The 24065-nt window shown below is 67.9% G+C and carries 21 protein-coding genes and 2 pseudogenes; 10 read left to right on the top strand and 13 right to left on the bottom strand.

The window, feature by feature from the left end:
- Positions 1–37 precede the first annotated feature (37 nt).
- Complete coding sequence (locus NWFMUON74_RS20110; RefSeq protein ID WP_187683395.1) at positions 38–892, bottom strand: hypothetical protein; 855 nt, start codon at positions 890–892, stop codon at positions 38–40.
- 292 nt (positions 893–1184) lie between these two features.
- On the opposite strand from NWFMUON74_RS20110, the gene NWFMUON74_RS20105 reads away from it, so the two are divergent.
- Complete coding sequence (locus tag NWFMUON74_RS20105) at positions 1185–2417, top strand: cation:proton antiporter (protein ID WP_187683394.1); 1233 nt, start codon at positions 1185–1187, stop codon at positions 2415–2417.
- Between the two features lie 197 nt (positions 2418–2614).
- Here NWFMUON74_RS20105 and NWFMUON74_RS20100 read toward each other — a convergent pair whose 3' ends face one another.
- Complete coding sequence (locus tag NWFMUON74_RS20100; RefSeq protein WP_187683393.1) at positions 2615–4195, bottom strand: sodium bicarbonate transporter family protein; 1581 nt, start codon at positions 4193–4195, stop codon at positions 2615–2617.
- Positions 4196–4383: 188 nt separating this feature from the next.
- On the opposite strand from NWFMUON74_RS20100, the gene NWFMUON74_RS36600 reads away from it, so the two are divergent.
- Positions 4384–4515 carry a hypothetical protein gene (locus NWFMUON74_RS36600; protein ID WP_269475284.1) on the top strand — a complete coding sequence of 44 codons (132 nt, stop codon included), beginning with the start codon at positions 4384–4386 and terminating at the stop codon, positions 4513–4515.
- Between the two features lie 57 nt (positions 4516–4572).
- Here NWFMUON74_RS36600 and NWFMUON74_RS20095 read toward each other — a convergent pair whose 3' ends face one another.
- Positions 4573–5019: a CBS domain-containing protein gene (locus tag NWFMUON74_RS20095; RefSeq protein ID WP_187683392.1), complete on the bottom strand. Its 447-nt coding sequence runs from the start codon at positions 5017–5019 to the stop codon at positions 4573–4575.
- A 371-nt stretch (positions 5020–5390) separates the two neighbouring features.
- Between NWFMUON74_RS20095 and NWFMUON74_RS20090 the strand changes: the two genes are divergently transcribed.
- The gene (locus tag NWFMUON74_RS20090; RefSeq protein ID WP_187683391.1) at positions 5391–6827 is read left to right on the top strand and encodes a sodium/glutamate symporter; all 1437 of its coding nucleotides are present in this window, start codon (positions 5391–5393) and stop codon (positions 6825–6827) included.
- A 260-nt stretch (positions 6828–7087) separates the two neighbouring features.
- Here NWFMUON74_RS20090 and NWFMUON74_RS36765 read toward each other — a convergent pair whose 3' ends face one another.
- Positions 7088–8281: an acyltransferase family protein gene (locus tag NWFMUON74_RS36765; RefSeq protein ID WP_342452768.1), complete on the bottom strand. Its 1194-nt coding sequence runs from the start codon at positions 8279–8281 to the stop codon at positions 7088–7090.
- 24 nt (positions 8282–8305) lie between these two features.
- Positions 8306–9298 carry an acyltransferase family protein gene (locus NWFMUON74_RS36760; protein ID WP_342452767.1) on the bottom strand — a complete coding sequence of 331 codons (993 nt, stop codon included), beginning with the start codon at positions 9296–9298 and terminating at the stop codon, positions 8306–8308.
- Positions 9299–9570: 272 nt separating this feature from the next.
- Between NWFMUON74_RS36760 and NWFMUON74_RS20080 the strand changes: the two genes are divergently transcribed.
- On the top strand, positions 9571–10137 hold the full coding sequence (locus NWFMUON74_RS20080; protein ID WP_232110466.1) for an Rv1733c family protein: 567 nt from the start codon (positions 9571–9573) through the stop codon (positions 10135–10137).
- A gap of 41 nt (positions 10138–10178) precedes the next feature.
- On the opposite strand, the gene NWFMUON74_RS20075 is transcribed toward NWFMUON74_RS20080, so the two are convergent.
- From NWFMUON74_RS20075 to NWFMUON74_RS20065, 3 genes are all read right to left on the bottom strand, one after another.
- Positions 10179–11471: an ArsB/NhaD family transporter gene (locus NWFMUON74_RS20075; protein WP_187683390.1), complete on the bottom strand. Its 1293-nt coding sequence runs from the start codon at positions 11469–11471 to the stop codon at positions 10179–10181.
- Positions 11472–12986: 1515 nt separating this feature from the next.
- Positions 12987–14246 (bottom strand): MFS transporter, encoded by a 1260-nt coding sequence (locus NWFMUON74_RS20070; protein WP_425343070.1) that lies wholly within the window; start codon positions 14244–14246, stop codon positions 12987–12989.
- The gene (locus tag NWFMUON74_RS20065; RefSeq protein WP_187683389.1) at positions 14243–15610 is read right to left on the bottom strand and encodes an MBL fold metallo-hydrolase; all 1368 of its coding nucleotides are present in this window, start codon (positions 15608–15610) and stop codon (positions 14243–14245) included. Before NWFMUON74_RS20065 ends, NWFMUON74_RS20070 begins: the two co-directional genes overlap by 4 nt.
- Before the next feature lie 141 nt (positions 15611–15751).
- On the opposite strand from NWFMUON74_RS20065, the gene NWFMUON74_RS20060 reads away from it, so the two are divergent.
- Positions 15752–16423 carry an ArsR/SmtB family transcription factor gene (locus NWFMUON74_RS20060; protein WP_187683388.1) on the top strand — a complete coding sequence of 224 codons (672 nt, stop codon included), beginning with the start codon at positions 15752–15754 and terminating at the stop codon, positions 16421–16423.
- Positions 16420–17745 (top strand): cysteine desulfurase family protein, encoded by a 1326-nt coding sequence (locus NWFMUON74_RS20055; protein WP_197986880.1) that lies wholly within the window; start codon positions 16420–16422, stop codon positions 17743–17745. The genes NWFMUON74_RS20060 and NWFMUON74_RS20055 overlap by 4 nt, the downstream gene beginning before the upstream one ends.
- An 11-nt stretch (positions 17746–17756) precedes the next feature.
- On the opposite strand, the pseudogene NWFMUON74_RS36935 reads toward NWFMUON74_RS20055, so the two are convergent.
- Positions 17757–17939: pseudogene (locus NWFMUON74_RS36935) on the bottom strand (hypothetical protein); the annotation flags it as partial.
- A gap of 83 nt (positions 17940–18022) precedes the next feature.
- Entirely contained in the window at positions 18023–18682 is a 660-nt protein-coding gene (locus tag NWFMUON74_RS20045; protein ID WP_187683386.1) for a class I SAM-dependent methyltransferase, read from the bottom strand.
- Between the two features lie 66 nt (positions 18683–18748).
- Between NWFMUON74_RS20045 and NWFMUON74_RS20040 the strand changes: the two genes are divergently transcribed.
- A complete protein-coding gene (locus NWFMUON74_RS20040; RefSeq protein WP_232110472.1) occupies positions 18749–19264 on the top strand; it encodes a MarR family winged helix-turn-helix transcriptional regulator in 516 nt (171 codons plus the stop codon).
- Positions 19265–19439: 175 nt separating this feature from the next.
- Here the strand turns inward: NWFMUON74_RS20040 and NWFMUON74_RS20035 are convergent, their stop codons facing one another.
- Positions 19440–19799 (bottom strand): ArsR/SmtB family transcription factor, encoded by a 360-nt coding sequence (locus NWFMUON74_RS20035; RefSeq protein ID WP_197986879.1) that lies wholly within the window; start codon positions 19797–19799, stop codon positions 19440–19442.
- A 55-nt stretch (positions 19800–19854) separates the two neighbouring features.
- Between NWFMUON74_RS20035 and NWFMUON74_RS20030 the strand changes: the two genes are divergently transcribed.
- Complete coding sequence (locus NWFMUON74_RS20030; protein WP_187683384.1) at positions 19855–20604, top strand: SDR family NAD(P)-dependent oxidoreductase; 750 nt, start codon at positions 19855–19857, stop codon at positions 20602–20604.
- Positions 20605–20610: 6 nt separating this feature from the next.
- Here NWFMUON74_RS20030 and NWFMUON74_RS20025 read toward each other — a convergent pair whose 3' ends face one another.
- Together NWFMUON74_RS20025 and NWFMUON74_RS36930 are read right to left on the bottom strand one after the other, a co-directional pair.
- Positions 20611–21306 (bottom strand): antibiotic biosynthesis monooxygenase, encoded by a 696-nt coding sequence (locus NWFMUON74_RS20025; RefSeq protein ID WP_187683383.1) that lies wholly within the window; start codon positions 21304–21306, stop codon positions 20611–20613.
- A 190-nt stretch (positions 21307–21496) separates the two neighbouring features.
- Positions 21497–21793 (bottom strand): annotated as a pseudogene (locus tag NWFMUON74_RS36930) (hypothetical protein); the annotation flags it as partial.
- Between the two features lie 351 nt (positions 21794–22144).
- On the opposite strand from NWFMUON74_RS36930, the gene NWFMUON74_RS20015 reads away from it, so the two are divergent.
- Together NWFMUON74_RS20015 and NWFMUON74_RS20010 are read left to right on the top strand one after the other, a co-directional pair.
- The gene (locus NWFMUON74_RS20015; RefSeq protein WP_187683382.1) at positions 22145–23665 is read left to right on the top strand and encodes a SulP family inorganic anion transporter; all 1521 of its coding nucleotides are present in this window, start codon (positions 22145–22147) and stop codon (positions 23663–23665) included.
- Positions 23665–24063, top strand: coding sequence for a MerR family transcriptional regulator (locus NWFMUON74_RS20010; protein ID WP_187683381.1), 399 nt, complete (start codon positions 23665–23667; stop codon positions 24061–24063). The genes NWFMUON74_RS20015 and NWFMUON74_RS20010 overlap by 1 nt, the downstream gene beginning before the upstream one ends.
- Positions 24064–24065 lie beyond the last annotated feature (2 nt).

Raw genomic sequence — 24065 nt, 5'->3', positions numbered from 1 at the left:
GTCCGCCGATCGGGCCGAGCGGCCGGTTCGCGCACGATCAACGAGGTTTTTGGGGCCAGCCGGGTGACGGAGGGGCCGGGGGCGACGGCGTGGCGGGCGTCGTCCGGATCGCGCTGTCCTCAGCGAGGGGGTTGATGTGCGCGTTCGTGCGGGCCCAACTGCGGCAGGTGTCGGGGAGTGTGCCGTCGTCTGTGGGTCGTGGTGTCGGTCCCCAGACGTCGGTGATGAGCCAGCCGTCGAAGACGTCGTAGTTGGGAGCGCGCAGCGGTGGTTCCGTCATGGAGTGCCGGGTCGGCAGCGGCTGTGGATGCGGCCGAGAGGGGTCCTGCGCGATGGCCAACCACCTGATGTAGCCAGCAGTCGAGTTGGTAGGTCGCCGCCAATTGAAGGTGGCGGCACCGTCGTCCGAGTCGATGACGTCGGTGGCGTCGACGCAATAGGCCGCGACGTATCCTGCGGCGGTCCGGCGGATGTCGAGGATGCGGGCCAGGAAGGTGCCGTTCCAGCGCAGGCGCCAGTTGCCCTCGTCGGCGCCTACCGGGTAGAAGCCGCCGTCGGGGTAGTGCATCCAGTCGATGGCTTCGATGGTGTCTGCGTAGCCGGGGTAGGCCAGTCGAGTGCCCACGGACAACGACAGCCTCCTGCTCTCGGCGAAACCACGGACGACCACCGCCAGAGGGTCGGTCAGGCCGATGCCGTCGGCGGCGCTCCACCGGAAGGTGTAATCACCGGCCCAAGCGACGGGAAAGGTGTAGTCCACACTCGCACCGACCGTCGGACGGGGACGCTCGGCCGTGATGCCGCCGGGTGAGCGGGTTTGGCTGCCGCAGGCTGTCGTGGCGAGGATCGCCGCCGCTGCGACGACCACCGCTATGCGGGCGAACGGCCGCATCCGCGCTCGACCCCTTCCACCGATGTACGTGCTGCCGGAATAGCGGCTCGACGCTATCGCACAGATGACCGGTTGGAGCCGACGTGTCCCGGATCGTTGCCGATGACGTCGAACTGTGACCGTGAACGCCGGCTCGGTCGTCGGGCGCGGGAAGGTGGCGTGGCCGGGGTTCGGCGGTTCGGTTGCGCCTGTGCGGTCTTTACGGCATCTTTACCGGCGGTGCGCCGGGAAGTCTGGTCGGCAGCGTGGTCCGACGTGGCGGGTCGCGTTCGATCAGGGACGGTGGGAATCTGTGGCGCTGGTACTGGCGTTCGGGGTGGTACTGCTGGTGAGCGTGTCGCTATCGGGGGTCGCGGCGCGGACGGTGTTGTCGACAGCGTTGCTGTTTCTCCTCGCGGGGGCGGTGCTGGGGCAGGGCGGCGTCGGGCTGGTCGCGATCGAGCCCGGTGACGATCTGGTGGTGGTGCTGGCGGACGTCGCGCTGTTCACGGTGTTGTTCACCGACGGCCAGCGGGCGAATCTGCCCGCGTTGCGGGACGGGTGGCGGTTGTCGGGGCGCGCGCTGGGGTTGGCGATGCCGCTGACGATGGTGTTGATCGCGGTGCCGGCGCATTGGCTCGCCGGGTTGGATTGGCCGACAGCGTTTCTGCTCGGCGCGATCTTGTCGCCGACCGATCCGGTGTTCGCCTCGGCCATCGTCGGGCGGGTGGATGTGCCGCTGCGATTGCGGCGGCTGCTGAACGTGGAGTCCGGGCTCAACGACGGCCTGGCGCTACCGTTCGTGCTGATCTTCCTCGCGACCGCAGCGCACCAGCACTCCGGGCTCGGCCACATCGCGGTGGAGCTGGTGCTGGGTGTGGTGCTCGGCATCGCGATCCCGGCGGTGGTGGCGCTGGCGTGGCGGCTGCCGGTGCTGACCGCGGAGCCGCGGTTGCAGGCGTTGGGGCCCCTGGCCATTGCGGTGTCTCTGTACGGGGTGTGCCATGTGACTGGGGCTAATCCGTATCTGGCGGCGTTCGCGGCCGGATCGACACTGGCCACCATGGACAGGGTCGCGGCCGAGGTCTTCGAACCGGTCGGGGATCTGCTGTCGGAGGTGACGAAGTTCGCCGCGTTGCTCGTGTTCGGAGCGTTGATCACCCCGGACCGGCTGTCCCACTTGGGCATCGGCGGCTGGGTGCTCGCCGTGGTGGCGATCGTGCTCGTCCGCCCGGCGGCGATGCTGGTGTCGTTGCTGCGCACACCGTTGTCGGGCCCGGAGCGTGCGGCCGCGGCGTGGTTCGGGCCGAAGGGGTTCGCGTCGGTGGTGTACGGGTTGCTGGCGCTGCAATCGGGGATCGCCGACAGCGAGGCGGTGTTCGATCTGGTGGCGGTAACGATCGCGTTGTCGATCATCGCGCACTCGTCGACCGATGTCCCGGTGGCGCGGCTGTTGCGAGTCGATCCCATGGACAGCCTGCCACCCGGAACACCGGCCGATATGAGACCGATACCGGCAGTGGCGCACGGAGCCGGACACACGTAGGCCGGTACCGGTGTGCGGAGCGGTCATCCCGGGAACGATGTTGGCGTGCTGCTGGGGGCGCACCGAATCGAGGTGACCTGAGGTATCTCAGCCCCACGACAGACTCCGACTGGCCGGGTGCCCTGCTGGCTCCCGAGACCGCCCCGTACCGGGGTATTCCGTGGTGGCGAGGGTTGTGTTGATGCCTCGGATCTTGCTCAGGGGCGGAAGTCTCCCATGCTGGTGTCGTCGGTTTCCTCGTCGGCGTCGAGCAGGGCCAGGTGCTGTGGCTCGATCCACCGGTTGAGCAGCAGGCGCAGCGGTACGAGCATCGCGATGAACAAGGGGAACAGGATGCCGGCGGGGCTGCTCTTGAGGATCCACAGCACGACCAGGCAGAGCAGTTGGAACAGGGTGAAGAGGTGGATGACTTTCCAGGGGACGTGACGAACGTAGTGGGTGTCGGGGTAGAGGTTGCGATCGGTCAACCACAGTTTCAGTCGCGCGAAGAAGTCTGTACCGTTGAGGGTGACGAATCCCATGAATAGGAACAGGCCGAACAGTACCTCCATCGGAACCTTTTTTATCACGGGCAACATGAAAATCGAGGCCGCGATCAGGATGTGGATGGCCAGGGGGGAGATTCGATTCTCTCGGACAGCCAGGATGCGCTCGGTGGCAGAATTGTCGTCTTGTGGCTTGGTTGTCGCCAGGCTCTTGATGTGGTTGAGGGAATGGACGGTGGCTGCGACGATCCAGGGCAGCCCGAACACGGAGAACACTGCGGTGATGACACCGACGACGGCTAGGTCCTGGTGATAACCTCCGCCTTTTCGGAGCGCGTGTGTGGGACTGTTCACCAGTCGAGTTGTAATATTCTGGTCGAGAAACAGCAGTACGGTGACCAGGATAGCCGGTCCGAGGCACGCGATAATCAGCCAGACGGGTACCGAGAACATGTCGACGAGCCAGGACCGTCCGGTGGTGGTTCCGAAATGGTCGGGGATGGCTGCGGCCTCGACCTCGACTTCCGGCAGCATCAAGGCGAATATCGTCATCAACGCGATGGCGATGGTGGGTCCGAAATCCGCTACGAACTCACGCACGCCGCGCTGGAGGTATCTGGTCTGGAGGAACGTCTTGAAGGTGCGGGCCAGCAGGAACGTCCCGAGTGCCAGGACCACGGTCATCAGGGCGGTCGCATCGTTGCGTGGCGACGCGGTGAACGGTGACACCACGGAGCGTGCGGCTTCGACGATGAAGATGACGGCGATGAGGACGGCGAAGATTTCGTCGACAAAACGGGTGAAGAACCGCATGAGCGCGCTGGCGTCGGTTACCGCGAGAACGAGCATGAGAATGCCCGACCAGACTCCGACCCAGGCGTAGACCGGTAGAAATGGCAGGTCGAAACGCTGGCACATCGTGAACAACAGGCCGGTGAAGATAACGATCGGCCCGGTGCCGCCCAGCACGGTCAGAGGCTGGGCGGAGAAAAGCGCGAAGAGGATTCCGCCGATGGCGGTGGCCACGATCATTTCCACGATGCCGATTTCGCCGTGGGTCATGACGCTGGTGAGGCCGCCGAAAGCAATAGCATTCGCCAGGCAGGCGAAAAACAGAAAACTGACAGACGCCGCGACTTTCGGGTGCAGCCCGTCCCTGAAGTCGCTGGCATAGAAAGGAAGTTTGCGTCGCAGATCCGCTCGAAGACCACCGGCCAGCCGACCCGTATAGGTCAGCGGCCCGACCTCCTGCGCATGCGGGGCGTCCGGCACACTGTTTCGTTCGCTTGCCATGCGCCGAGCCTAGCGGACATAGTAAGGGTGCGCTGAGCGAATTCTGATACCTCGTCGAGCTGAATTCGATGGATAATCGGCGGTCGAAACTCGGAGTCGTCCGTCGCGAGTCCCGCGGCGGAACTCGCGGTGCCACTGCGCGAGTGAATCCGCCCTCGCCGCGCCGTGACCGGCTGTACGGTGGCCGCATGGCCGAACTGATCGCGCTGGCGGTGATTGGTGTCTTCGTCGCGGCAGCGCTGTTACTGCGCTGGTACAACCACACTCATCCCGGCGCCGACGGTATCAGCGACGGCTCCGATCACACGAGCGCGGAGTAGCGCAACACCACCTACAAGGCGGTCACCTACCGCGATCGGCGGCGAGGCGGTGTGTGGTCATTGGATACGCAGCGTCGCCGCCAGCAGGCGCGAGGCGGTGACGACCCCGATCAGTTCGGCGTCCTTCATGACCGCGACCAGCGGGCTGCGGTACTGCGACATGGTGGCCGCGACCTCGATGATGGTGTCGTCGGCTGCGGCCGCGGGCACCTTGATCAACCGTTCGGGAATGACGTCGCGGACCTTCTTGCCCCGCAGCTTCGTCACCATCCGGTCGCAGGTCGATTCGTCGATCACCCCGGCCAGCGATGGATCGTCCTGCACATACCGCGGTACGAGGAACCGCACGACCTGCGAGGCCGGTAGCACCGCCTCCGGCCGCCCGTCGGCCGTGGTGACCAGGATGCCGGGCAGCCGGTGCTCGGCCAGCAGCCGGGCGGCGTCCAGCGCGTCGGTGTCCATGGTGACCACCGGGTATTCCTCGGCCATCTGCGATGCGTGCACACCCGCAGGATACGACAGCGCCGGTGATGATCGCCCGAACGAAAACCGCCGAGATCACCTCGTGACCGCGAGTCGCGATGGGTGTCGAGAAGATTCGGGGTAGCGCCGCCGGTTACGCGGCAAAGACCGCTTGGCATGCGGTGGTCGTCCGGGCTGACCGTTGTAGCCACAGGGAGCGTCCGTGAAGGGACACCATCGGGTCGCTCCGCTGCCGAGGTGGATGGCGATGGCCTTCCCTGTCGTGGGGAACGAGTCGCTCTCTGTGCCGCCATTCTATGTACCGTTGTTCAACGGCAAGGTGCTGTTGTGGCGGGAGCCACGGATGACGAGACTTCCGTCGGCTGTGAACGAAGAGCTGAGGTGTGCTCGGAATGTCGGCGAACACAATAGGTTTCGCGTTGCTGCTCATCGGGGTCATGATGCTGATCTCGAAGATCATCAGGGTGAAGTGGCGGGTGGCGCAGAGCTTGTTCATCCCCAGTTCGATCATCGGTGGCGCGCTGGCACTGCTGATCGGACCGGACGTGTGGGGCCGGATCGCGTCCGCGCTCGGTGTCGACCGGTTCGCGGAGGCGGGGTTGTTCACTCCCGAGATCCTCGAGGTGTGGAAGACGTTGCCGGGCTTGCTGATATCACTGGTGTTCGCCGGGCTGTTCCTCGGTCATAAATTGCCGTCGCCGCGGGAGGCGCTGCAGGTGGCCGGACCGCAGATCACCTTCGGTATCACGCTGGCCAGCGGCCAGTATGTGGTCGGGTTGCTGCTGGCGATCCTGGTGCTGGGTCCGGTGTTCGGGTTGCCCGCGATGGCGGGCACGCTCATCGAGGTCGGTTTCGAAGGCGGTCACGGGACCGCGGCGGGGATGAGTGGCACGTTCCACGAGTTCGGGTTTCCCGAGGGCGAAGACTTGGCTCTGGGATTGGCGACCGTCGGGATCCTGTCCGGGATCATTTGCGGTATCGCTCTGATCAACTGGGGTGTGCGGACCGGCAAGACGGCCGAATTGCGTTCGGACGCTGCACCGTCGGTGGCCGAGCGGGCCGGTCTGGTCGAGAAGGAGCAGCGTCGCTCGGCCGGCACGCTGACGGTGCAGCCGTCGTCGATCGAGCCCCTGACACTGCATTTCGGCCTGCTCGCGGTCGCGGTACTGATCGGCTGGCTGCTGTTGTCGGGCTTGCAGTGGATCGAGTCCAAGCTGTGGGCCGGCACCGTGGAACTGTTCGCTCACGTCCCGTTGTTTCCCATCGCGATGATCGGCGGCATCCTCGTGCAGCTGGCGATTCAGGTGTTCGACCGCGAAGAAGTCGTCGACCAGCAAATGATCGAGCGACTGCAAGGGTTCAGCCTCGATGTCTTGGTCATCGCCGCACTCGGCACATTGTCGCTGACCGCGATCGCCGGCAACATCGGCCCGTTTCTGATGCTGGCCGTGGCCGGGCTGGTATGGACGATCGGATCGTTCGTGTTCCTGGCCCGGCGGATGCTGCCGAACTACTGGTTCGAACGCGGCATCGCCGATATCGGCCAATCCATGGGAGTCACCTCCACTGGACTGATCCTGCTGCGGGTAGCCGACCCCGATCTGAAGACCCCTGCCTATCAGGCGTTCGGATACAAGCAGATCATCCTCGAACCGTTCTTCGGCGGCGGGCTGGTCACGGCGGGCTCGATACCGATCATCGCCAACTTCGGTGTCGGCTGGCTGTTCGGTGGCATGCTCGTACTGCTGATCGGATCCCTCGCCGTCGGACTGCTCTACTTCGGCCGCCGCACGACCCGGGCGGCGACCTCGATGGAAACCACGGTGTAGTCCACGCTGTCCGGACCCGTCTGCGGCACGTCACACGGTTCACTGTCGCTGCCAAGCGTGCGGTCGGTCGGGAACCAGGAGGGTCACCTACCGCGAGCGCGACGCGGCACTACAGCGTGCGTTGCGAGTTCGTAGCCGCCGATCATGTTGTGCGCTGGGTGAGGCGATCCCGCCGTTTGCGGGACCGGCGTCACGTCGGGGTCTGTTGCTCGGGTGCCCGCGCTGTCGAGTCCTGAGGTGGGCCGCAGGCGGCGCTACCATCATTCGAGCAGTGGTCGCAGGCGGTGGGCCAGGGGTGCGGCGAGGGAGCGGGAGTAGCTGGCGGAGAGGTGGTGTTCGTCGTGGTAGACGAGGATGTTGCCGATCTCGACGGGGCAGATGTCGGGTTCGCAGACAGCGTCGGTGAGGTCTATGGGGTACACGTTGGGGAATCGCGAGGCGGGTTCGAGGCTTGGGTCGATGGGGTCGAGGGCGTCGTGGCGGGGCATGCCGCAGCTGCGGCGGTTGCCCCGCGCGGCGAGGCAGTCGGCGGCTTTGTAGGCGACGCCGCCGTCGCGACGCAGCCAGGGCGTATCGCGAACAGCGATGACGTTGAGACCGCGTTCAGCCAGGGCCGCCCACACGGCCACGTAGTGGGCGGGCGTTTCGTCGCCGTGCTCGTGGCGGGGATGGGTGCCGGTGGTCAGCACCCAGTCGGGCCTGTCGGTGCCGAGCCGGTCGATGACGTCGCGGGACCAGTCGCGGCAGTCCGGGATCGGTTCGCCTTTGTAGGTTGCGTCGTCGGCGAGGGTCAGTGGGCAGCCCATCTTCAGGTAGACCTGGATCCGGAACGAGTACTGCTCGGCGAGAATCTGCAGGGCTGGAAGCCAATGTTCGACATGTGAGTTGCCGGCCAGGGCGAGGGTGCGGGTGGCGGTCTGGTCGCCATAGGTACAGGTGACGACATCGCGGGTGTCCCAGTCTGCGATACAGCCGTCGATGGTGGGTGGCGGCAGGTCCGTGGCGGCCTCGAGCACGGTGGGCCGCATCGGCATCCTCGGGACCTGTGCCCCGGCGGTGAGGGCCCCGGCTCCCGGATAGAGGTCCGCGTTCAGGGGGCCGACCGGCTGGGGTGGGCCGAGACCGACGACCACTACTTGCCACACTGTCGTCACCGCGACCACTCCCACTGCCAGCACCGTCACACCGGCTCCGGCCACTCGCCGAGCGATCCCGGTCGGCGCCGGGCGCGGTGTGGTGTCTCGGCCCGGATCCGTATTGTGCTGGGAGCGCAGTCGCAGGGGCTGTTCGATCCAGCGGTGGGTGACCCACGCCAGCAGCACGGAGGCGGCGATTACGGCTGCGCCGTCACCGAATCCGGCGTGCGGGCGGGAACGATCGGCGAGGTAGAAGATCAGGATCGGCCAGTGCCACAGATACAGCGGGTAGGCGATGTCGCCGAGCCACCGCGTCACCCTCCCGGCCAGCAGCCGGTTGGGTCACGGCCGGACGGTGGGAGTGAGATTGTTGCCGGACAGGATGACCGCCGCGCACGCGCTGACCGGCAGCAGCGCGCTGGGCCCCGGGAACCGATTGGCTCCGTCGAGGATCAACCACCCACAGCCGATGACCCCCGCGAGGCCCAGCCACGCCAGCACGTGGCGGGCCGGCCGCGGTAGCGTCAGATACGTGCCGGCCAGCGCCAGTCCGGCACCGGCGAGTAACTCCCACGCTCGGGCGTAGCTGTCGTAATAGTTCCAGCCCTGGTGGTTGGCGGCGCCGTAGATCGCGTAGATGAACGACGCCGCAGCCGCTATCGCCACCAGCACCGCCAGCATCGGGCACACCCTGCGGGCGGCGCCTGCGCGGCGGCATACCCACGCGAGGGTCGCTACCACCACGGTTGCTGCCAGGTAGTACTGGCCTTGCACCGCCATCGACCACAAATGCTGCAGCGGACTCACCGACGGATCGGCGGCCAGGTAGTCCGACCATGTCAGCGCCAGATGCCAGTTCTGGTAGTAGAACAGCGATGCCAGGGTCTGGGCGGCCAGCTCCGCCCATTGCGTATACGGGCGCAGCACCACCGCCGCGACCACCACCGCGGCGAGTACGACGACCAATGCCGGGAGCAGCCGACGCACGGTGCGGCGCACGGTGAACCACACACCGACCGAACCCGTGCGGTCGGTGCGACGTACCAGAAGGCCCGTGAAGAAGAACCCGGACAGTACCAGGAACACATCGACCCCGCCCGATACCCGGCCGAACCAGACGTGGAACACCACCACCAGCGCGATCGCGACACCACGCAACCCGTCCAGATCCGCGCGGTACTGCAGCGACGAACGGTCTGTGGTCGCTGGGCGGATAACGGATCGGCCGGTAGCGGCGGCGTGGGTGATGTCGCCGGTCATCGCGCTGCGCCGGTCCCTGCTAGGGCGGTAGCCGCGCGCACCCGGCGCCGGGCGGGACGAACCGGACGTGGCCATGACACATCCATTCTCTTATCACGTCCGCTCTGCCGCGCTCCACTTCGCGCGATCGCACAGTATTCCCCGCCTCTGCTCGCAGGAGATCTGCCACGAGCCGGGCCGCGGCGGTGACCGACGCCGCGCTACGGCGATGCGACGTGAGATCGCGGTCGTCGGCGGTATCGTGAACGGCACAGTAGGCACACTGTCATCGCCGTGCCTCACCGGAGTGGCCGGCAGCCGCGGCGACGAACGCCGGAGAGACTTCGCGCTCGAGAGAGGTGATCGAGGTGTCCGGGTATCCCTCGATCGTTGTGCGTTGCTGGCGGACCGCGCCGTGGAGCCCGAATCCGCTGATGCGGCCCTCGGATCGCGTTTTGGCTGTCGTCCGCGTGCTCGCGGTGGTGGCGTGCCTGGTGGCGGTGCCGATCGCGGGCGCGGCCGGCACGATCACCTACACCGATTCCGCCGAGCGTATCCGTGTCGATGCTGCGGCGAAGACCCCTGTCGCCGCTACCGTGACCGCTGATCCGGCCCCCGCCGAAGGCGGCGGCCTGCGTGCTCGCCTCCGCTGGGACCACGACGGCCGCACCGGGTCCAGCACTGCCCCGGTGCCGGACACCGCGACTCGCGGCGACCTCGTGACGGTCTGGATCGGGCCCGACCACTCACCGACGACACCACCGGCCTCGTCGCGCTCTGCCGCGCTCACCGGCATCGGCACCGGAATCGCCGTCCTGATCGGCACTGTCGTGACTAGCGGGCTGGTCTGTGGAGTGCTATCACGGGTGTTGCGGTGGCAACACACCCGGCTTCTGGACGCCGAATGGCACCAGTATGCCCACGGTCACCGGTAACCGGTCCCGGCGCGCCGATGCCCCGCACCAACCCGGGTGCGTCATCCCCAGAGGAAGTACCGCAGCCACAGGTAGGGCGCAGCGATAGCGATGGTGATCGCCGTGACGATCGCACCCTTGCGAGTGAACTCCCAGAACGAGATCGGAGTATCGGCGCGTTTCGCGATACCCAGCATCACCACGTTGGCACTCGCGCCGACGGCGGTGAGGTTGCCACCGAAGTCGGCCCCGGCCGCCAGCGACCACCACAGCACGTGACCGCCGGGGCCGGCCTGCCCGACCAGTTCCGCGACCAGCGGGCTCATCGTCGCGACATAGGGAATGTTGTCGATCACCCCGGACAGCAGCGCCGACCCCACCAGGATCAGCATCGTGGCGACCAAAGCATTCCCCCCGGTCGCGTCCACCGCGAGCCGCGACAGGTCTTCGATGACCCCCGTTTTCACCAGCGCGCCGATCATGACGAACAACCCGGCGAAGAACAGCAACGTCTCCCACTCCACCGCCGACAGGTAATCGCGCTGCGGCACACCGGAAACCAGCACCAGCACACCGGCGCCCAGCAGCGCCACCACCGACGGGTCGACATGGAACAGCGAATGCCCGATGAATCCAGCGAACACACCGCCCAGCACCAGACCGCATTTGATCAGCAGCCGCGGATCACGGATCGCCTCGCGTTCGCTCAGCGACATCACATCGGCAGCCCGCGCGGGGTCGACGGAGAAGCTGCCGCGGAACAGCAAGGGCAGGATCACTGTGAATGCCACCAGCTCGACGACCACCAATGGCGCCATGTGGACGAGGAAGTCGTTGAACGTCAACCCCGCGCGACTACCGATGATGATGTTGGGCGGGTCGCCGATCAGAGTGGCGGCGCCGCCGATATTGGAGGCGAGGACCTCGGCGATCAGGAACGGCGAGGGGTTGATCTCGAGTCGATCGCATACCAGCAGCGTCACCGGCGCGATGAGCAGCACGGTGGTCACATTGTCGAGGAACGCCGACGCCACCGCCGTGATGAGGGTCAGCAGGATCATGACCCGCAGCGGAGAACCCTTGGCGCGCTTGGCCGCCCAGATGGCGGTGAACTCGAAAACACCGGTCTGCCGCAGGATACCGACGATGATCATCATCCCGAGCAGCAGGAATATGACGTCCCAGTCGATACCGGTCTCGTGGGAGAAGAAACTGTCGGCCGAGTCGACGACCCCGAACGCCAGCACGATCGCCGCGCCGCCGAGCGCGGCGGTCGTCTTGTGGATTCGCTCGGTGGCGATCAGCACATAGGCCACAGCGAAAACGACAACCGCAGCGACCGCGGAGGCCGTCACCGACCGCACCCCTCGACCACGCCGGAGCGGCGATTTCGGTGCGGCTTCAGTAGCCCCGTAGCGCCGTCGGCAGCCGGGTGGCAACCACCGCCCCGACCGGGGACGAACCGTACCGCACGTAGCCCGCCGCGGACCGCTCCGGCTGCGCTGCGGGTACGCGCGTACCGCGGCGGCGAGTCAGGTCTGTTATGACGATGCCGGGAAGCCGAACCGGGGCTTGCGTGCCGACGTCCATCCCCACCGTCGGATGAGCCTCGGCCCTCGATCAAGCACGAAGCCCAGCGGGATAGATTCGGGCCCGGCGTGATCTCCCGTAGCGGCTCCGTCAAGATCGTTCCGTAGTTCACCCAGCGCGCCTTCCGTCTGTCCGACCTGCCTCACCCGAGGTCACGGGCACGACTCGCCGACCAGACTTCCCGGCACACCAAGCAGTAAAGATGCCGTAAACAGCCGCACCGTGGCAAATCGGCGAACCCGGGCACGGCACCCCGGGAACACCGGCTCGCTCGGCGCATGTCCCGCAAATCTCCGCCGTCTCGAACACCGCGGACACCCGGGGCGAAAGGGCGTATCTGGTGCGCCTCAGCGGCGGCTGGGCATCCTCACCGGTGCCGCACCGATGACGACGATCCTCGCGGTGGGCCCTGTGTGCTTGCGCGAATGGAGAGGAACGCTCGCCCTGTTCGTGCTGGGTTGTAGTACCGGCCAGGCACTGTCCCTGCCGGCTCGGCCTCCAAGCCCAGTCGAAACCCGGCACAGCCTGTCCGGCAACGGACACGGGTGACAACGGGTTCGAGTGGGGTTTGCCGCAGCTGGGCATCGACGCCTTCGGTGCGCGGCTGCCATCGACCTGGGTTTCTGTAGAAGTCACGCGCGGCAACGTGGTCGCCGGACCTCCGCCGCGCAGCCGGGGCGGCGTTTCCGTCTACTGGCGGGCAAGACGCCACCGTCTTCGCCGTCCGTCGCCTCCTGCCCAGCGGCTCTACATCGCGATTCTCGAGGCCGCCCGATGCGGGGCAAGCCGTCAGCAGCGCGGCCGGTACTGCCGTCGCGGCGTGGTCGCAGACCAATTCAGCGGCCAGGCCATTTTGTGACGGCCTGCAGACGGCATCGACTAGAGGTTTCAGCCAGCAGCGTTGGGAAACGACTGCGCCGCCTGGGTGTCTCGACCCGTGTCGGCCGCAACACCGCGCTCATGCAGACCGCGGCAGAAGTGCCCGCCAAGGTTCTCAGCGATCTGCTCGGACTCTCGGTTTCGGCCGCGGTCCGATGGTGCCGACTCGCTGCCATCGAGAGTGCCGCCTACGCTGCGGAAATCGCGGGCCGAGATTCGGTCAGCGGCTCTCGGGCACCGTGACCCATAACGCCAACGGCGCGGGTTATGTTGCGGCGCAAGCATTTACACAGTTCACGTGGTCGGCCTGCTCGGAATCCCTGTCGGCGGTTCAGTCCACTCTGGTGACCCTTTAGTCGCGCGGTGTGAGGCAATGGTTTGTGTGCGTGTGCCTTTCGCGGTCAGTGAGTTTCGTACATGCGGATCGCGACGGCGAGAGCGGAGGCGGCGCTGACGGTGGCGGCGGCCCAGACGGCGGCGTGCAGGCCGAGGAGGTCGGCGACGATGCCGCCGAGGATGGCGCCGGCGGCGTAGCCGAGGTCGCGCCAGACCCGGTAGATGCCGACGGCGCGGCCGCGCCAGTGGGGGTGGGCGACGTCGCCGATGACCGCGAGCAGGGTGGGGTAGACCATTGCGGTTCCGGCGCCGAGCAGGACGGCGCCGGTGGCCCATCCGGCGAATTCGCTGGAGTAGGCGATGACTGCGAGCGCCATGGCCTGGAGGGCCATGCCGCCGACGATGAGGTGTTTGCGTCCGAGGTGGTCGGACAGGCCGCCGGTGACGAGTTGCCCGGCGCCCCACACGCCGGGGTAGAGCGCGAATAGTAGTCCGATTTGGCCGGTGGTGAGGTCGGCGGTGGCGAACAGCAGGGGGAACAGGCCCCAGGACAGGCCGAAGTTGAGGTTGTTGACCAGGCCGGCGTGGCTGGCCGAGGACAGGGCGGGTTCTTTGAGGCTGGTGTGCCAGAGGATTTGGCGGTTGGTGAGGTCGGCGTGCAGGTGGTCGTGGCGGCCGTCGGCGCGGGGTGTGTGGTGTGCGGCTTCGAGCCGGGCGTGGTCGCGGGTTTCGCTGATGAAGATCCCGGACAGGGCGAGGGCGAGGGCGGTGTAGGCGAGGCCGAGCAGGAATGGTGCCGGGCGGAGTCCGTGGTGTTCGGCGAGGTATCCGGCGAGCAGGGAGCTGATGGCGACGGCGCCGTATCCGGCGGCTTCGTTGAGGCCCATGGCCAGCCCGCGGCGGGCGGGGCCGACGAGGTCGATTTTCATGACGACGGTGGTGGACCAGGTCAGGCCCTGGTTGATGCCGAGCAGGATGTTGGCGGCCACGACCCACCACCAGTTGGGTGCGGCGATGAGCATCACCGGCACCGGGGCGGCGAACAGCCAGCCGACGAGGAGTACCGGTTTGCGGCCGTATCGGTCGGAGAAGGTTCCGGCGAGGTAGTTCGCGGCGGCTTTGGTGATCCCGAAGGCGGCGACGTAGGTGAAGATGAAGGTGTAGCCGGTGAGCTCGAACACCGAGTCCGCGAGCAGCGGCAGTACGGTTTGCTGCTGGCCGACCATGCCGCCGACCAGCGCGTTGACCGCGACGAGCAGCGTGAATTGGGCGGCGTTCTCCTGCAGGCCGAGCACCGGCGGCCGGGCGCCGGTGCCCACGCTCACGCCCCCACCTGCAAGGCATCGCCGGTGGCGTGCGCGTAGTCCGCGGCGCCGCCGTCGAGCACCGCGATGTCGGTGCGTCCGGTGCGGGCGAGGATGCTGGCGGCGGTCATGGCGCGTTCGCCGTGCCCGCACATCACCACGACCGGTCCCTCGGGCACCTGATCCAGGTGAGCGGTGAGGGTGCCGAGTTCGATGTTGCGCGCGGCGGGCACGTGCCCGGCGGTGTATTCGCTGTGCTGGCGGACGTCGAGCACCGCGCCCGCCTGGGTCGCGAGGCGGTCGGCGTTGAGCAGGGTGGTGGTGTCGGCGTCGTGTGGCCCGGTCCAGGCGGGCATGCCGCCGTGTAGTTCTCCGGCGAGGGTGTCGAAGCCGACTTTGGCTGCCTCCCAGGCGATGTCGTCGGGATTCTGGTGTGGGTCGCGGACGATGACGACGGGCCGGGCGGGGTCGGCCAGCCAGCCCAGCCAGGTCGCGAACACCGGCCGCAGTGTGATCGACAGGGCGCCGGGGATGTGCCCGCCGGCGAAGGCCGCGGCGGCGCGCACGTCGACGACCTGCGCGCCGTCGGCGATCAGGTCCTGTACGTCGGCGGTGGTCAGAGGTGCGAGTGCCGGGGTGGCGCCGAGGACGGCGGGGCCGGTGTGGTTGATCTCGCCCAGGCGCAGGAAGTAGCCGGGGAAGCTGCCGAGCGAGCCGAGCAGCGCGGCGACGAACTCGTCTTCCCCGGCGACCTGCAGTAGTGGATTGGTGTCGCGCTCGCGGCCGATGGTGCTGACGCGCTCGCCGTCGGGGGCGGCGGAGCAGAACGATCCGGCGCCATGAGTGGGCCAGACGGGGGTGTCGTCGGGCAGCTCCATCAGCCGCTGCAGCGAGTGGTACTGGGCGCGGGCCAGTGGCACGGTCTGGTCGGGGCTGACCAGGTCGGTGCGCCCGGCGGTGCCGACCATCAACGACCCGCCGGTGAACACGCCCAGCAACCGGTCGCCGTCGTGCAGCAGGTACGACAGATGCTCCGGCGAGTGCCCCGGCGTGAACAACGCTTGCAGCCGGAATCGGCCCAGCTCGACCGTGTCGCCGTCGCTCATGCCGGTGACCTCGAAGCCGCGTGGTCCGACCTCGGGGGCCAGCACCGTCGCGCCGTCGGTGTCGGCGAGTTCCCGCACGCCGGAGATGAAGTCGGCATGCATGTGGGTCTCGATCGCGTAGGCGATGCGCAGGTTGCGCCGCTGGGCTTCGGCGCGGACTGCGCGGACGTCGCGTTCGGGATCGAGCACCATGGCCCGGCCGTCGCCGAGGTCGAGCAGGTAGGTCGAGTTGCCCAGCCCCTCGTCGATGACGGGGACGAGCGTGAAATCGGTCGGCATCGGTTGCTCCTGTGTGTCGTCGGCCCGAGCAGGCCACCGCATTATTCCAATAAACCATGGAATAACGGAGTTAGAGACTATTCCATGGAACCTTGGAGAAGCAACCGGTGTACGGTATTCCACGGATGATTGGAGGATCTGATGGGTGTGACACCGTCGGCGAAGGCGGCGCTGTACGAGGCGTTCGCGGCCAGCGGGAAGGCGCTGGCCAGCGGGAAGCGTCTCGAATTGCTGGATCTGCTGGCGCAGGGCGAGCGGACGGTGGAGGCGCTGGCGACCGCTGCCGGGTTGAACCTGACGACCGCGTCGGCGCATCTGCAGACGCTGAAGCAGGCGGGATTCGTCGCCACCCGCCGCGACGGGGTCCGCATTCACTACCGCCTCGCGGGCGACGATGTGGCGCAGCTGTTCGCGCTGCTGCGCAAGGTCGCCGACACGCACCAGGCTGCCGTGGCCCCGGCGCGCGACGCCTACCTCGGGCCTGGTGGTGGCGAGGAGCTGACTCGCGAGGAGCTGCTGCGGCGTGCCGCTGCCGGGGAGGTGCTGGTGCTGGATGTGCGGCCGGTCGAGGAGTACCGGGCCGGGCACATCCCGGGCGCGGTCAGCATTCCGGTGGGCGAGCTGGCCGAGCGGATCGGCGAGTTGCCCGGCGACGCCGAGATCGTGGTGTACTGCCGCGGCGAATACTGCGTGCTCGCCTACGACGCGGTGCGGCTGCTCACCGAGCGTGGTCGCCGCGCGGTCCGCCTGCACGACGGCATGCTCGAATGGCGCCTCGCCGAGCTTCCCACCGATACCGCGGTCCCGGCATGACCCGCCAGGCCCCGATCCCGGCCGCGCTGGCCGACGGGCCGGTGTATCTGGAGTACAACGCCACCACCCCGGTCGACCGCCGGGTCGTGGACGCGCTGCTGCCCTATCTGCACCACGACTTCGGCAACCCCTCCAGCAGCCACCGCTACGCCGACACCCCGCGCACCGCCCTGGCGCGCTCCCGTGCTCAGGTCGCGGCCCTCATCGGCGCCACCGCCGAGGAGGTGGTGTCCACCGCGTCCGGGTCGGAGGCGAACCTGCTCGCCCTGCGCGGCGCCGCCCTCGCCTCGCGGTCGGCGCGCCCGCACATCGTCACCCAGGTCAGCGAGCAGCCCGCCGTGCTGCACACCTGCCGGGCCCTCGAACGACCACACGGCGCCCGCGTGACACTGCTGCCGGTCGACTCGGATGGCCTCGTCGACCCCGCCACGCTCGCCGCCGTCGTCGATGACGAGACGGTGCTGGTGTCGGTGATGGCGGCCAACAACGAAACCGGTGCCCTGCAACCCATCTCGGAACTCGCCGCGATCGCTCACCGGCACGATGCGGTGTTTCACTGCGACGCGGCCCAGGCCGCCGGGAAGATGCCTCTCGACGTGCAGGCGCTGGGAGTCGACCTGCTCACTGTCGTGGGACACAAGATGTACGCGCCCAAGGGGATCGGCGCGCTGTATGTGCGCGGCGGTGTCGTGCTGGAGCCGGTGGTCTACGGCGGCGGCCAAGAGCACGGGCTGCGCGCCGGCACCGAGAACGTCGCCCTGGCCGTCGCCCTCGGTGCCGCCGCCGACCTCGCTTCCGGTTCCGCCGATCGGAGCAGGCGCCTGCGCGACGACCTGCACCGGTGGCTGGCCGAGGCCCTGCCCGGCCGTGTGCACCTCAACGGCCCGGCCGCTGCGCGCCTGCCGAACACGCTGAACATCAGCATCGACGACACGCTCGGGCACGAAAGCCTGACTGCCGCACCGCAGCTCGCGGCATCGACCGGGTCGGCCTGCCGCAGCGGCACCCACACACCCTCACCAGTGCTGACCGCGATGGGCTTCACCGATCAGCGTGCCCTCGCGGCACTACGGCTGTCCCTGGCCGCTGGAGCGCACCCGACGACCTCACCACGGCCGTCACGACGCTCACCGACGCTGCAACGGCGCACGACGGCCGAGCCCGCCGCTCACCGCCGTCGACCATGGCGTAGCCGCGCGATGCCGCGGAGCAGCTTGGGTGCCGCGGTGGCCAGCACCAGCGACGTGAGCGGGATCGCGACGTCGCGCCACGGATCGCGGATCGGCCGATACCGCACGGTGCCGGAACGGATTTCGAGGTAACCCAGCGGCCGGACATCCACCCCGCCGCCACCTCCGCCGCCCTCGCCGGTCCCGTCCGTACGCACCTCCCGGCCCGCGCCGCCGCCGAACCCGAAACCTGCTCGCGCCACCGGCACCACCGTCAGCCCCTCGGAGATGATCGGTGTACCGAATGCCGTTGCCGCCGAGGTTATTCCGCCGAGCCGGGTAGCCATCCGCTCGAGCAACCGCACCGACGCCTCCGCGGCACCCGCACCGTCCTCGGACACTGAATCCGCGGTGGCGCCCGCGCCGCCGGTCATCGCAGACCCTCGCCGCGCGAGGTGAGCACCGCGGTGCCGAGGACATGCTCGGCCGCCGGTGACGGAAACGCGGTGTCGGGGAACCGGAAACGGTCCACCTCGGTGACAGTGAACCCGGCCGCGCCGAGCGCGGACAGAAGATCGCGGCCGGTGTGACAGCCACTCATCAGCAGCGGCCACACCGTCGCGTCCACCACCCGCTGCACCCGCCGCATCCGCGGCGACTCCGGCCGGACATGCTCGAAAAACCGCAGCCGCCCACCAGGTTTCACCACCCGCGCCATCTCCGCCAGCGCCACCGACGGATCGGTCACCGAGCACAACGTCATACACGCCACCGCCGCGTCGAATTCCCCGTCGCCGAACGCAAGCTGTTCCGCCGCACCGTCGATCACCTCCACTGGCGCCGCCTCGGCCGCCCGCACGGCGCGTGCCCGCAACACTGGCTCGGGCTCCACCGCCACCACCTGCGTCACCTCCCTCGGGTAGAAGCCGAAGTTCGGGCCGTGCCCCGCACCGACCTCCACCACCCGCCCGGACAATCCCGCCAGCAACCGGCCCCGATGCTCGGCCACCCCCGCCCGTTCCGGCCCCGGCTCGAACAACCCGGCATACACCCGGGCGAACACCGGCCGACGTCTCACCTGCTGTGGCATGACCGCCACCGCCTTCCGAACTCGAAACCCACCCCGCTACGCTGACAATAAGGAGGTGGATGCATAGTGAAGTCACTTCACGATATACCTGGCGAGGCCGGCCCAGCCAGCACCGCGGCGGACCGGCTGTTCCAACTCACCGAACTACTCGGCGCGATGATGGAACGCGGCATGGCCGACCGCGACCTCACCCAAGCCCGCGCCCGGCTCCTGTGGGCCCTCCACCACCACGGGCCCATGACGCAACGCGCCCTCGCCGACCTACTCGCCGTCACCCCCCGCAACATCACCGGACTCGTCGACAGCCTCACCGACGACGGCTACGTCACCCGCCGGCCACACCCCACCGACCGCCGCGCCCTGCTCGTCACACTCACCGACCACGGCCACACCTTCACCACCACCCTGCGCAACGAACGAGATGAGATGGCCGCCGCACTGTTCGGCGACACACCCGCCACAGACCTACAGACCTTCCTCACCGTCATCGAGACCGCCATCACCCGGCTCCGCGACACACCTCCCGACGACTGCCCTGCCCCCGACACCCGCCCGAACCCGGGCACCGGGCAGCCCGGGTGACTGCCGACAGCCTCACCGCGGCGAACACATCGAATACGGAAGCAGGACTTGCGGATTCCGTGTGCACTCGCCGCCCATGACCGGCCAACCACCTAAGCCCAACAGGACAGCCGCGGGCACGATCTTGTGGTCGAGGATTCGAGTTATCGCGCGCCGGAGGTGCCGAGCGAGCCGATCACGACCCCGCCCGCTGGCTCGGTTCGGCGAGTCCGACGTCATGCCCGATGTCGTCGCGCACGGCCGCGTCGAGGACAGCGTCGAGCAAGCCGGGAAATCGCCTGTCGAGGTCGCGGCGGCGGAGCATGACGAAGCAGCGAGTGCCCTCCTGCCGGGTGCGGGTGACCCCGGCGTCGCGCAGAACGCGAAGATGGTGGCTCAGTGTGGATTTCGCAACCGGAGCCCGCAGCTCGCCCCAGCCGCGCTCGGCGCCGTCGGCCAGCTGCCGAGCGAGCCCGACCCGGATCGGGTCGCTCAATGCGGCGAGAACGGCCGTCAACTCGATGTCGGAAACCGACGGATGCTGGGGTTCGCGCATACCCGACATGCTAACGTTCGATGTTCTACGATCATCGAACGTTAGGTGGTGCCGGATGGGTCGCTTCGACGACCGGATCGTGATCGTCACGGGAGCGGGCACGGGGATCGGCCGCGCCACCGCCCTCGCGTTCGCCCGATCCGGCGCCCGGGTGCTCAGTGTCGGCCGACGGCAGGCCCCGCTGGAACAGGCCGCGGCCGAACACCCGAATATCGACATCGCAGCGCACGACCTGCGCCGCGAGAACTCTGCCGGCACGGTCATCGATGCCGCGGTTGCGCGGTGGGGCCGGGTGGATGTGCTGGTCAACAACGCGGGCGCGACCACGCTGATGCCATTGGCCGAGGTGACCGGTGAGCGTGTGGTGGATCTGTTCGCGCTCAACGTCGTTGCCCCGAGCCTGCTCGCCGCCGCGGCGCTGCCGCACCTGCGCGCGACCGGGGGCAGCATCGTCAACGTGTCGAGCACCTATGGGCACCGGCCGATTCCCGGGGCGGCGCACTATTCCGCCAGCAAGGCGGCCTTGGAGCAGCTGACCCGCAGCTGGGCGCTCGAGCTCGCCACCGAGGGTGTGCGGGTCAACGCCGTGGCGCCCGGCCCGACCGAGAGCGAGGCCCTGTCCGCGGCCGGGCTCACCGACGAGTTGGTGGAGCAGATCAAACGCGAGGAAACCGAGCGAATCCCGTTGCGGCGCCGCGGCATCCCCGCCGAGATCGCCGAATGGGTGCTCCACCTCAGCGACCCGGCCGCCTCATGGATCACCGGTCAGATCATCACCGTCGACGGCGGCCTGGAACTGGTGTAGAGCAGCTCACCTCGATGGGGTCGACGCCGGTGATTCCATCAGCAGCCGGGGCCGGAAGCGTTGGAAGCTGGTGGTGAGCAGTCCCGGCCAGGCGTGGGCGTGCTGCCATTCCTCGCTGTCGGCGAGCGGTTTCGGCACGTTGTCGATGGCGGTCTGGTGGGCGGCGGCGGAGGTCCACAGCGCGTAGTTGAACACTTCGGTGCCGTCGAGGCTGACATAGAAGTGCGCGCTGATCATCCCTTCCGCCGGTGGGGTTTTCGCACCGGCGGCGAACATGGTGTGCACCAGCCGTTCGGCTCGTTCGAGGTCGGGGCCGTCGAAGACGCGGGTCACCAGCACGAGGCAGCCGACATCGTCGAGGCCGGCGTGGGCCGGGGTGCTTTGCCGCAGGTGACACGCGGTGACACCGAGCCTGTTGATCCCCGGCACCGCGGCGTCGACGTCGGACTTCCAGGTCAGATCCTGGCGGACGGGCGCGTCCAGGCGCGGCGTTTGGGAGTAATGCAGCAGCGTGTCACCGTCGTCACCAGCGAGTACCGCATACGACGACAAGCCTTCGCCGGGCCATGGGCGTGCCTGCCATGCGGTGGCGATGGCGTCGATGGCCGCGGTCTGCCGGTCGGGGGTGCCGACCCGCCACAGTCCGAACATCGCGATCGGGTCGGTCGGTGCCGGTACCTGCTGGTGGGCGGTGGCGTTCACAAGGTCTCCTCGTCGAGTGCGGGCATCGCCTGGGTGCCGCTGACAGCGTCGAGGAAGTACGGCTGGGCGGCGATGTCGAACATTTCGATTCGGGCGCCGATGCTGTCGAGGCGGTGCCCGATGAACGGCCGCCCGATCGGGCAGCCGAGAACTCCTCGGCGAATCCGTGGCTGGACAGCCGGGCCGATGCGGCGTCGATCGAACTGGTCCAGTAGCCAAGGTGATCGAACCGGGCACCGGTGGAGGTGGCCCAGGGTCCGACGGTAGCGGAGACGAGTTCGATATGGGGCGGGCCGGTGGTAGTGAAGGTGGTCGTGAACGAGGCTCCCCCGAGGTGGCCGTCCCAGGGATGCGCCACCGGCAGCCGGTCGCCCGGGACAGATCCGTCGTGGCCGCCTCGAGATCGGGCACCGCGAAACACACGTGATAGAACGACGCTCCCGCCGCTGGCTGAGTATCGGTCATGATCGTTATCCTCGAACCACATACCCTTGCCCGAACCGATTTCAGCGCCACACCCGTCCACAGCGGTTCCGTGCCAAGCGCGTCCCGGACCGAGTGGCAGGCCGGAATGGCACCGATGTCGTTGCGTTCCTGCGGTGAGATGTGCGCCACCAATCGAGTCTCCCAGATTGCAACCCTACCCTCCCGTGAGGGTAGAGTTTCAGTCGCTGAGCGATTGCCAACCTCGACACTCCCGGCAATGCCGCCGGGACGAAATCCCATCTCTCGTGCCGCGTCGAGCCGCTCGCTTGTGTCCCTTGCCCTTTCACCGGTGCGTGTTGTTACCTCGGCCGGTCGCGTCCGCGTGCGCGGTGATCAACGAAGTGGAGTTCCGATGGTGTCGACGACTCGACCGGAGCGCGACAGCGGGTCCGTGCTCGCTGCAATGCGCGACCCCAGGCGGTTGCGGGTGGAAGCGTTGGCCGGGCTGGTGGTGGCGCTGGCGTTGATTCCCGAGGCGATCTCGTTCTCGATCATCGCCGGGGTGGATCCGCGGGTCGGATTGTTCGCGTCGTTCACCATGGCGGTCACCATCGCCGTCACCGGTGGCCGCCGAGCCATGATCTCTGCCGCGACCGGCGCGGTCGCCCTCGTCATTGCTCCGGTGGTGCGTGAGCACGGCCTCGACTACCTGATCGCCACCGTGATCCTGGCCGGGGTGTTCCAGATCGTGCTGAGCGTCGTCGGCGTCGCGAAGCTGATGCGGTTCGTGCCCCGCAGTGTGATGGTCGGATTCGTCAACGCGCTGGCAATCCTGATCTTCACCGCACAGCTGCCGCACCTGCTCGGCGTGCCGTGGCTGGTGTACCCGCTGGTCGCCGCCGCGCTGGTGATCATCGTGTTCCTCCCCAAGATCACGACCGTGGTCCCGGCACCACTGGTCGCCATCGTCGCCCTCACCGCGGCTGCTCTGCTGTTCGGCCTCGACGTGCCGAACGTGGGTGACGAGGGTGAGCTGCCGTCGAGCCTGCCCTCGCTCCTGGTGCCGCACATTCCGTGGACCCTTGACACCTTGCAGACCATTGCTCCGTTCGCGCTGGCGATGGCTCTGGTCGGATTGATGGAGTCGCTGATGACCGCGAAACTGGTCGATGACATCACCGATACCCACTCCGACAAGACCCGCGAGGGCTGGGGACAAGGTGTCGCCAACATCGTCACGGGGTTCTCCGGCGGTATGGGTGGCTGCGCGATGATCGGCCAGACCATGATCAATGTGAAGGTGTCCGGCGCCCGCACCCGGATCTCGACCTTCCTGGCCGGAGTGTTCCTGCTGATCCTCGTCGTTGGGCTCGGCGGACTGGTCGCGAAGATCCCGATGGCCGCCCTGGTCGCAGTCATGATCATGGTCTCGGTGGGCACCTTCGACTGGCATTCGATAGCACCGAAGACGTTGCGGCGCATGCCGATCGCCGAAACCACCGTCATGGCCGTCACCGTCGTGGTCACCGTCGCCACCCACAACCTCGCCATCGGCGTCGTCGTCGGCGTGCTCACCGCCATGATCGCCTTCGCCCACCGGGTCGCCCATTTCACCGAAGTCACCACGGTCCCCGAACCCGTTGCCTCCGAAGGCCGGAACGAGCCCGGGACCCGGGTGTACAAGGTGCGCGGGGAGTTGTTCTTCGCCTCCAGCAACGACCTCGTGTACCAGTTCGACTACACCGGCGACCCGGCGCATATCGTGATCGACATGTCCGACACCCACATCTGGGACGCCTCCACCGTCGCCGCGTTCGACGCCATCACCACCAAGTACGCCGCCAAGGGCAAGACCGTAGAGATCATCGGCCTCAACCCGGCATCCGAGGAACGACACGACCGGCTGTCGGGCCACCTCGCCGGCACCCACTGATGGACACGCCAGACGGCGGGTTTCTGCAGATCGGTCAGGCCGCCGAGCGAACCGAATTGTCGCTCAAGACGATCCGCCACTACGACGAGGTCGGACTCGTGCAGCCGTCGGCACGGTCGGCGGGCGGGTTTCGCCTCTACACCGACACCGACGTCGACCGGCTGCTGGTGATCCGCCGCATGAAACCCCTCGGATTCACCCTCGCCGAAATGAAACAGCTCCTCGACTCCCTCGACACACTCGCCGATCCGGACGCCCCAGCCGGTCGTCGCAACGAGGCCCGCGGCTTCGTCGACGATATGCACGCCCACGCCCGCGACCGATGCGCGACGCTGGCCCGCCAGCTCGCCTACGCCGAGGAATTCACCGATCTGCTCGCGGTCCACGCCCAACGGTGAAC

Origin of the sequence: Nocardia wallacei (assembly GCF_014466955.1) — a bacterium.
GTDB lineage: Bacteria > Actinomycetota > Actinomycetes > Mycobacteriales > Mycobacteriaceae > Nocardia > Nocardia wallacei.
Note: the sequence above shows the minus strand (reverse complement) of the source record. Positions and strands in the feature narration are given on the sequence as shown.

Bases quoted from the DNA above. Each gene is read 5' to 3' on its own strand.
- NWFMUON74_RS20055 (WP_197986880.1), top strand. From the start codon at position 16,420: ATGACCCGCCAGGCCCCGATCCCGGCCGCGCTGGCCGACGGGCCGGTG.
- NWFMUON74_RS20110 (WP_187683395.1), bottom strand. From the start codon at position 892: ATGCGGCCGTTCGCCCGCATAGCGGTGGTCGTCGCAGCGGCGGCGATC.
- NWFMUON74_RS20015 (WP_187683382.1), top strand. From the start codon at position 22,145: ATGGTGTCGACGACTCGACCGGAGCGCGACAGCGGGTCCGTGCTCGCT.
- NWFMUON74_RS36600 (WP_269475284.1), top strand. From the start codon at position 4,384: ATGGCCGAACTGATCGCGCTGGCGGTGATTGGTGTCTTCGTCGCGGCA.
- NWFMUON74_RS20045 (WP_187683386.1), bottom strand. From the start codon at position 18,682: ATGCCACAGCAGGTGAGACGTCGGCCGGTGTTCGCCCGGGTGTATGCC.
- NWFMUON74_RS20060 (WP_187683388.1), top strand. From the start codon at position 15,752: ATGGGTGTGACACCGTCGGCGAAGGCGGCGCTGTACGAGGCGTTCGCG.
- NWFMUON74_RS20065 (WP_187683389.1), bottom strand. From the start codon at position 15,610: ATGCCGACCGATTTCACGCTCGTCCCCGTCATCGACGAGGGGCTGGGC.
- NWFMUON74_RS20090 (WP_187683391.1), top strand. From the start codon at position 5,391: ATGTCGGCGAACACAATAGGTTTCGCGTTGCTGCTCATCGGGGTCATG.
- NWFMUON74_RS20010 (WP_187683381.1), top strand. From the start codon at position 23,665: ATGGACACGCCAGACGGCGGGTTTCTGCAGATCGGTCAGGCCGCCGAG.
- NWFMUON74_RS36760 (WP_342452767.1), bottom strand. From the start codon at position 9,298: ATGGCCACGTCCGGTTCGTCCCGCCCGGCGCCGGGTGCGCGCGGCTAC.
- NWFMUON74_RS20100 (WP_187683393.1), bottom strand. From the start codon at position 4,195: ATGGCAAGCGAACGAAACAGTGTGCCGGACGCCCCGCATGCGCAGGAG.
- NWFMUON74_RS20035 (WP_197986879.1), bottom strand. From the start codon at position 19,799: ATGCGCGAACCCCAGCATCCGTCGGTTTCCGACATCGAGTTGACGGCC.
- NWFMUON74_RS20030 (WP_187683384.1), top strand. From the start codon at position 19,855: ATGGGTCGCTTCGACGACCGGATCGTGATCGTCACGGGAGCGGGCACG.